This is a genomic window from Phenylobacterium sp. (genome assembly GCF_036263695.1).
GTDB lineage: Bacteria > Pseudomonadota > Alphaproteobacteria > Caulobacterales > Caulobacteraceae > Phenylobacterium.
The window spans coordinates 1-2,724 of sequence record NZ_DATAGM010000034.1 but is presented as its reverse complement, the minus strand read 5'-3'; the positions used below and the strand labels follow the sequence as shown (position 1 = coordinate 2,724).

The window sequence follows — 2,724 nt, the reverse complement described above, 5'->3', positions numbered from 1 at the left end:
TCGTAGAAGGTTTCCGGCGGGTGCTGAAGCCCGAAGGGGTGCTGACCTTCGAATTCCCGCACCTCCTGAACCTCATCGAGAAGGTGCAGTTCGACACCATCTACCACGAGCACTTCTCCTACCTGTCGCTGCTGGCGGTGGAGCAGGTGCTGAGTGCCCACGGCCTGCGCCCCTTCGATGTGGAGCTGCTGCCGACCCACGGCGGCAGCCTTCGGCTGTTCTGCGCGCACCAGGGCGCCGCCCACGCCGAAACCGACGCCCTGCGGGCGCTGCGGGCCCGCGAGGCCGACGCGGGGTTGTCGAAAATCGAGACCTACCGCGGCTTCGCTCCGCGCGTGGACGCCGTCCGGGACGAGTTCCTGGCCTTCCTCGCGGGGGCGAAGGCGGAGGGCAAGCGGATCGCCGCCTATGGCGCGGCCGCGAAAGGCAACACCTTCCTGAACTACTGCGGCGTGGGGACGGACGACATCGTCGCCGCCTTCGACGCCAATCCGGTGAAGCAGGACCGCTACCTGCCCGGCAGCCACATCCCGATCCTGGCGCCCGACAAGGTGGCCGAGGTGCGCCCCGACTACGTCCTGATCCTGCCCTGGAACATCAGGGACGAGATCATCGGCCAGCTCGGCTTCGTCCGAGACTGGGGCGGCCGGTTCGTGATCGCCACGCCGCATGTGCAGGTTCTGGACTGATGCGGTTCTCGCGGACGCAGATCGCCGGCGTCGTCCTGGTCGACATCGAGCCTTCCAGCGACGAGCGCGGCCTGTTCGCCCGCCTGCACTGTCCTGACGAGTTCGCCGCCGCCGGCCAGCCCTTCGTTCCGGCCCAGACCAGCCTGTCGCGCAACACCGCCGCCTTCACCCTGCGCGGGATGCACTACCAAGCCGCCCCGCATGCCGAGGTGAAGCTGGTCCGGGTGACCCGCGGCCGGGCCTTCGATGTCGCCCTCGACCTGCGCCCGGAAAGCCCGACCTACCGCCGGTGGCTCTCGGTGGAGCTGTCGGCGGACAACGCCCGGGCGGTGCTGATCCCCGAAGGCGTGGCCCACGGTTTCCTGACGCTGGAGCCGGAAACCGACGTGGTCTATCAGATCGCGCCGCGCTACGAGCCGGGCCACGACCGCGGCGTGCGCTGGAACGATCCGGCCTTCGCCATCGCCTGGCCGGCCGAGCCGAAGGTCATCTCGCCGCGCGATGCGGCCTATCCAGACTACCGCTAGGAACCGAAGGTCGATGGACCAGGAAAAGCTCGCCGCCGCCCTCGAGAAGCTCCGCGCCACCCCCGGCTGGCGCGAGGCCTTCGTCCGCCACCTGCTGGCGCTCGAGAAGGAGATCGCCACCCCCGGCGTCGACCTGCGCGAGGAGGTCACCGGTCCGCTGGTGGACGCCGTCTACCAAGAGGGCGAGCCGGTCCGGCGGAGCCTCTCGAACGGCGTCACCTTCGAATTCCTCTACCGTTCCAAGATCGCCCGCGACTTCGTGATGAGCGAGCCGGCCGTGCCCGACCACGCATGGGAGCCGATGACCTCGCGCATAGTCGTGGACCTCGCCAAGGGGGCGCAGCAGGTGGTGATCGGCGGCGCCTATTTCGGCGACCACGCGATCCTGATCGCCCGCGAGATTGCGAAGAACGGCGGCGTCGTCCACGCCTTCGAGCCGAACTCGGACCAGCGGCGGATGCTGATGCGCAACGCCGAGATCAACGGGCTGACCAACATCGTGGCCCGGCCGGAAGGGCTGTGGAGCTCCTCGTCCGAGCACCTGAAGTTGGTCGGCTACGACAGCTTCGCCACCGCCGAGAAGGCCGACGCCGGCGCCGCCGACGCCTTCCAGACGGTGACCATCGCCGACTACCTGGCCGCCCAGGGCGTCGACCGGCTCGACCTGATCGTCATCGACATCGAGGGTGCCGAGCTGGCGGCGCTGAAGGGGGCGGAGAAATACCTCGCCGGCCCCGCCGGCCCGCACATCGTCTACGAAGTGCACCGGCACTACGTCGACTGGAGCCAGGGGATGGATCAGACCGAGATCTCCCGGTTCCTGACCGGGCTCGGCTACCACCTCTTCGCCCTGCGCGACTTCAACTCCAACGTCGACCTCTCCGGCAAGCCGGTGGAGCTGATCCCGCAGGACAAGGTCTACCTGGAAGGCCCGCCGCACGGCTTCAACATGGTGGCGGTGAAGGACCCGACGGTGTTCGATGGTCCCGGCTACCGCATCGTCGAGAACGTCAGCCCCAAGCTGCTGCGCCACAAGGATCCCAAGCTCCACCATCCGGTGGACGGGCTGTAGGGCCGGGCCGTGACGCAGGCGACCATTCTGGGCGCGGCGGGCTTCGTCGGCTCGCGCCTGCGCCGGCGCCTGGAAGGGCGGGGGATCGCGCCCTTCTGCCCGCGGAAAGCCGACCCCGCCGTCTTCGAGCAGGATCTCGGCGTCGTCTACGACTGCGCGGGCCTCACCGCAGATTACGCCGCCCGCCCGTTCGACACCGTCGAGGCGCACGCCACCCTCGTCGCCCGGCTGGCCGAGCGGGCCAGGTTCGACCGCCTGATCGTCCTGTCGTCGACCCGGCTCTACGACTCCTCGTCGGCCGAGCTCGCCCACGAGGACGACGCGCTGATCCTGCGGCCGGCCGAGCCGCGGCACATCTACGATCTCTCGAAGGCGCTGGGCGAGAACGTCGCCCTCACCCAGACCGCCGGCCGAGGCGCCGTCGCGCGCCTCTCCA

At 69.5% G+C, this 2,724-nt stretch carries 3 protein-coding genes and 1 pseudogene; all 4 read left to right on the top strand.

The annotated features are described in order from the left end of the window. A pseudogene (locus VHK87_RS01280) lies at window positions 1-689 on the top strand (methyltransferase C-terminal domain-containing protein); the annotation flags it as partial. Continuing rightward, the gene (locus tag VHK87_RS01275; RefSeq protein WP_329633087.1) at window positions 689-1,216 is read left to right on the top strand and encodes a dTDP-4-dehydrorhamnose 3,5-epimerase family protein; all 528 of its coding nucleotides are present in this window, start codon (window positions 689-691) and stop codon (window positions 1,214-1,216) included. The pseudogene VHK87_RS01280 and the gene VHK87_RS01275, both read left to right, overlap by 1 nt. A 13-nt stretch (window positions 1,217-1,229) precedes the next feature. Further along, window positions 1,230-2,288 carry an FkbM family methyltransferase gene (locus tag VHK87_RS01270; RefSeq protein WP_329633086.1) on the top strand — a complete coding sequence of 353 codons (1,059 nt, stop codon included), beginning with the start codon at window positions 1,230-1,232 and terminating at the stop codon, window positions 2,286-2,288. A 9-nt stretch (window positions 2,289-2,297) separates the two neighbouring features. Next, on the top strand, window positions 2,298-2,724 hold a 427-nt coding region (locus VHK87_RS01265), incomplete at its 3' end, for an NAD-dependent epimerase/dehydratase family protein (RefSeq protein ID WP_329633085.1).